A 3,742-nucleotide genomic window follows, 5' to 3' on the forward strand; every position below is an offset into this window, starting at 1 on the left:
TCGCTCACCGGATGACACTGGCAAGTCAGCACGAAGCCGTCATCGATTTCGTGTTGTTCGAGCGTGTAGTTCTTGTCCATCTTCACTTCGCCTTCGAGCACCTTCGCGCGGCACGTGCAGCACACGCCGCCCTTGCACGCGTACGGCAACGCGAGCCCCGCCTTCAGCCCGACATCCAGCACGCTCACGCCTTCGTACGGCAGGCGCAGCTTGCGCTTCTTGCCGTCGATGACCAGCTCCAGTTCCGCCGCCGGCGTGTCCTCCGTGATCTCGATCGGCGGCACCCCCGCCTGCGGCAACGGCGTGCCGAAGCGCTCGACATGAATCTGCTTCGGCGCCACGCCCGAGTCCTTGAGCGCCGCTTCCGCCGCATCCATCATCGGGCCGGGGCCGCAGATGAACGCTTCATCGATTTCTTCGGGCGAGAGCAAGCTCGACAGAAACGCCTTGCACTTCTCCTGATCCAGCACGCCGTTGAACAACTCGACGTCCTGCAGATCGTCGGACAACACGTGATACAGCGCGAACCGGTCCATATACCGGTTCTTCAGATCTTCGAGTTCTTCCGCGAACATGATCGCGTCCACGCTGCGATTGCCGTACACCAGCGTGAAGCGGCTCGTGGGCTCCGTATCGAGCGTCGTCTTGATGATCGCCAGCACCGGCGTGATGCCCGAGCCGCCCGAGAACGCCACGTATTGCTTGGCGTGATCCGCGTTCAGGTGCGTGAAGAAGCGCCCGTCGGGCGTCATCACATCGATCTCGTGGCCCGGCTTCAAGGTATCGAACGCGAAGTTCGAGAAGCGCCCGCCACGCACGCGCTTGATGCCGATGCGCAATTCGCCGTCGCGGTCGTAGTCGGTCACGCCCACGCAGATCGAATACGAACGACGCGTCTCCTCGCCGTCGATATGCGTCTTGAGCGTCACGAACTGACCCTGCGTGAAACGAAACGCATCGCGCAAGGCGGGCGGCACGTCGAAGGAAACGGTCACCGCATCGGCGGTTTCGGGGCGCACGTCGCGGATGCGCAGCGCATGGAATTGCGGAGTCGCCATGGTTATCGGCTCGCTTACGGTGAGATCGGTGAATTCGGTTGAATCGGTTCAGTACGGCTTGAAGTAATCGAACGGCTCGCGGCAATCCACGCAGCGATACAGCGCCTTGCACGCGGTCGAGCCGAATTGCGCAAGCTTCTCCGTGTGCGTCGAGCCGCAGCGCGGGCAGGCGATCACTTCTTTCTTGTAAGGCACGAAGCGGATCGGCTTTCCGGCGCTGCCGCACGCGCCGCCCGGCGGCGCAATGCCATATCGGCGCAGCTTCTCGCGTGCTTCCTCCGTGATCCAGTCGGTGGTCCACGCCGGCGCCAGCACCGTCTCGACGCGATGCGCGCCGAGCCCCGCTGCATCGATCGCCTGCGCGATGTCTTCAGCTATCTGCGACATCGCGGGGCAGCCCGAGTACGTCGGCGTGATCACCACTTCGAGCACGCCATCGTCGCCGTGACGCACATCGCGCAATATGCCCAGTTCGCGAATCGACACCACCGGAATCTCCGGATCGGGCACCGCTTCGAGCACGGACCATGCACGCTCGATGGTTGCGTGGGTGCTGACGGTATGCATCACCAGCTCGCGCCCGGATGCTGACGCGCCAGACTCTGCATCTCCGCCAGCAGATAACCCATGTGCTCCGAGTGCTCGCCGTGCTTGCCGGCGCTGATGTGCTTCACTTCTTCGGGTGCGTCGAGCGTCGCTTCGTCGAGCGCGGACTGGACCTGCTCGCGCCACGCCGCTTCGAATTCGCTTGTGAGCGGCGCGATGCCCGCAGCGGCGACCGCCTGCTCGATCGCATCGGTGGCGAAGAACTCGCGCGTGTACGGCATCAGATAATCGAGCGCGGCCTGCGCGCGCCGATGCGATTCCTCGGTGCCATCGCCGAAACGAATCAGCCAGTCGCGTGCGTGATGCAGGTGATAGCTCGTCTCCTTGATCGACTTCGCCGCGATCGCCGCGAGCTGCGCATCGCTCGATGCCTGCAGCGCGCTCCACACCTCGACCATCAGCGCCGAGTACAGGAAGTTGCGCACGATCGTCACCGCGTAGTCGCGCTCGGCGCGTACGGTGCCGGCGAGCGGGCCGAAGTGCGGCAGCTCCGCGATCGTGTAGTTGGCGAACTCGCGCTCGCCGCGGAAGTACGCGTAATCGTCTTCGGTTTTGTTCGTGCCGTTCAAAGAGGCATCGAGCGTCGCCGCATGCGTGTACAGCAGACGCGCCTGGCCGATCAGATCCAGGCTGATGTTCGCCAGCGCGATATCCTCTTCCAGTGCCGGGCCATGGCTGCACCACTCGGCGTTGCGCTGACCGAGGATCAGCGCGTTATCCGCAAGACGCAGCACGTAGGCGAGATGTTCCTGACTCATGTTCTCGCGCCCTTACATGTGGTTGATTTCGTCGGGCAGCACGAAGAACGTCGGATGCCGATAGATCTTGTCGCCTGCCGGCTCGAACAGCTCGCCCTTGTCCGCCGGGTCCGATGCCGTGATCGCCGCCGACGGCACCACCCAGATGCTCACGCCTTCCTGACGCCGCGTGTACACGTCGCGCGCCATGCGCAACGCAGCACCCGCGTCCGCCGCGTGCAGACTGCCGCAGTGCTTGTGATCGAGTCCCTGCTTGCTGCGCACGAACACTTCCCAGATCGGCCATTCCTTGTTCATCTTCATCGTCTCCATGCTCATGCAGCTTGTTGGTGGGCGCGGGCTTTCTGCTTGTCTGCGTAGGCCAGCGCGGCTTCGCGCACCCATGCGCCGTCGTCGTGTGCCTTCACGCGCGTGGCCAGGCGTTCCTTGTTGCACGGACCATCGCCATTCACCACGCGCCAGAATTCTTCCCAGTCGATCGCGCCGTAGTCATGCGCCTGACGCTCGTCGTTCCACTTCAGATCCGCATCGGGCAGCGTGACGCCCAGGATCTTCGCCTGCTCGACCGTGGCATCGACGAACTTCTGGCGCAGATCGTCGTTCGAGATGCGCTTGATGCCCCACGCGAACGACTGGCCGCTGTGGATCGAGTCCTTGTCGCTCGGGCCGAACATCATCAGCACCGGCCACCACCAGCGGTTCACCGCCTGCTGCACGAGGTCCTTCTGCGCCTGCGTGCCCTTCATCATCGCGAGCAAGGCGTCGAACCCCTGGCGCTGATGGAACGACTCTTCCTTGCAGATGCGGATCATCGCGCGGGCATACGGGCCGTACGTGCAGCGGCACAGCGGAATCTGATTCATGATCGCGGCGCCGTCGACCAGCCAGCCGATCACGCCGACATCGGCCCAGGTGGGCGTCGGGTAATTGAAGATGCTCGAATATTTGGCCTTGCCCGCGTGCAGTGCCGCGACCAGTTGATCGCGCGAGACGCCGAGCGTTTCGGCGGCGCTGTACAGATACAGGCCATGACCGCCCTCGTCCTGCACCTTGGCCAGCAGGATCGCCTTGCGCTTGAGGCTGGGCGCGCGGCTGATCCAGTTGCCCTCGGGCTGCATGCCGATGATCTCCGAGTGCGCATGCTGTGAGATCTGACGCACCAGCGTCTTGCGATACGCCTCGGGCATCCAGTCCTGCGCTTCGATTTTGCCGTCGGCTTGCATCACGGCGTCGAAACGGGTCTGGTCGGGCGACGATGCGGCTACGTTCGCTTCGCTGGCCGAGGTGGGGCTCGGGAGGTCGAGGGATTGGGTGTACATG

5 protein-coding genes are annotated in these 3,742 nt (G+C 63.9%); all 5 read right to left on the reverse strand.

What is annotated here, in order from left to right; all coding sequences use genetic code 11:
• Positions 1–1,058, reverse strand: a 1,058-nt coding sequence (paaE, locus tag AWB79_RS37800) for a 1,2-phenylacetyl-CoA epoxidase subunit PaaE (RefSeq protein ID WP_061172581.1), incomplete at its 3' end; no start/stop codon positions are given.
• Positions 1,059–1,106: 48 nt separating this feature from the next.
• Complete coding sequence (gene paaD, locus AWB79_RS37805) at positions 1,107–1,625, reverse strand: 1,2-phenylacetyl-CoA epoxidase subunit PaaD (RefSeq protein WP_061172582.1); 519 nt, start codon at positions 1,623–1,625, stop codon at positions 1,107–1,109.
• On the reverse strand, positions 1,625–2,422 hold the full coding sequence (gene paaC / locus AWB79_RS37810) for a 1,2-phenylacetyl-CoA epoxidase subunit PaaC (RefSeq protein ID WP_061172583.1): 798 nt from the start codon (positions 2,420–2,422) through the stop codon (positions 1,625–1,627). Before paaC ends, paaD begins: the two co-directional genes overlap by 1 nt.
• Positions 2,423–2,434: 12 nt before the next feature.
• Positions 2,435–2,719: a 1,2-phenylacetyl-CoA epoxidase subunit PaaB gene (paaB, locus tag AWB79_RS37815; protein ID WP_061172585.1), complete on the reverse strand. Its 285-nt coding sequence runs from the start codon at positions 2,717–2,719 to the stop codon at positions 2,435–2,437.
• A 17-nt stretch (positions 2,720–2,736) separates the two neighbouring features.
• Positions 2,737–3,741 carry a 1,2-phenylacetyl-CoA epoxidase subunit PaaA gene (gene paaA, locus AWB79_RS37820; protein WP_061172584.1) on the reverse strand — a complete coding sequence of 335 codons (1,005 nt, stop codon included), beginning with the start codon at positions 3,739–3,741 and terminating at the stop codon, positions 2,737–2,739.
• Between the last annotated feature and the right edge of the window lies 1 nt (position 3,742).

This window comes from Caballeronia hypogeia (assembly GCF_001544875.2).
Taxonomy (GTDB): Bacteria; Pseudomonadota; Gammaproteobacteria; order Burkholderiales; family Burkholderiaceae; genus Caballeronia; species Caballeronia hypogeia.

What these genes read in the sequence shown, in the direction of transcription:
- paaD (WP_061172582.1), bottom strand. Translation starts at nt 1,625, where the DNA reads ATGCATACCGTCAGCACCCACGCAACCATCGAGCGTGCATGGTCCGTG.
- paaA (WP_061172584.1), bottom strand. Translation starts at nt 3,741, where the DNA reads ATGTACACCCAATCCCTCGACCTCCCGAGCCCCACCTCGGCCAGCGAA.
- paaC (WP_061172583.1), bottom strand. Translation starts at nt 2,422, where the DNA reads ATGAGTCAGGAACATCTCGCCTACGTGCTGCGTCTTGCGGATAACGCG.
- paaB (WP_061172585.1), bottom strand. Translation starts at nt 2,719, where the DNA reads ATGAACAAGGAATGGCCGATCTGGGAAGTGTTCGTGCGCAGCAAGCAG.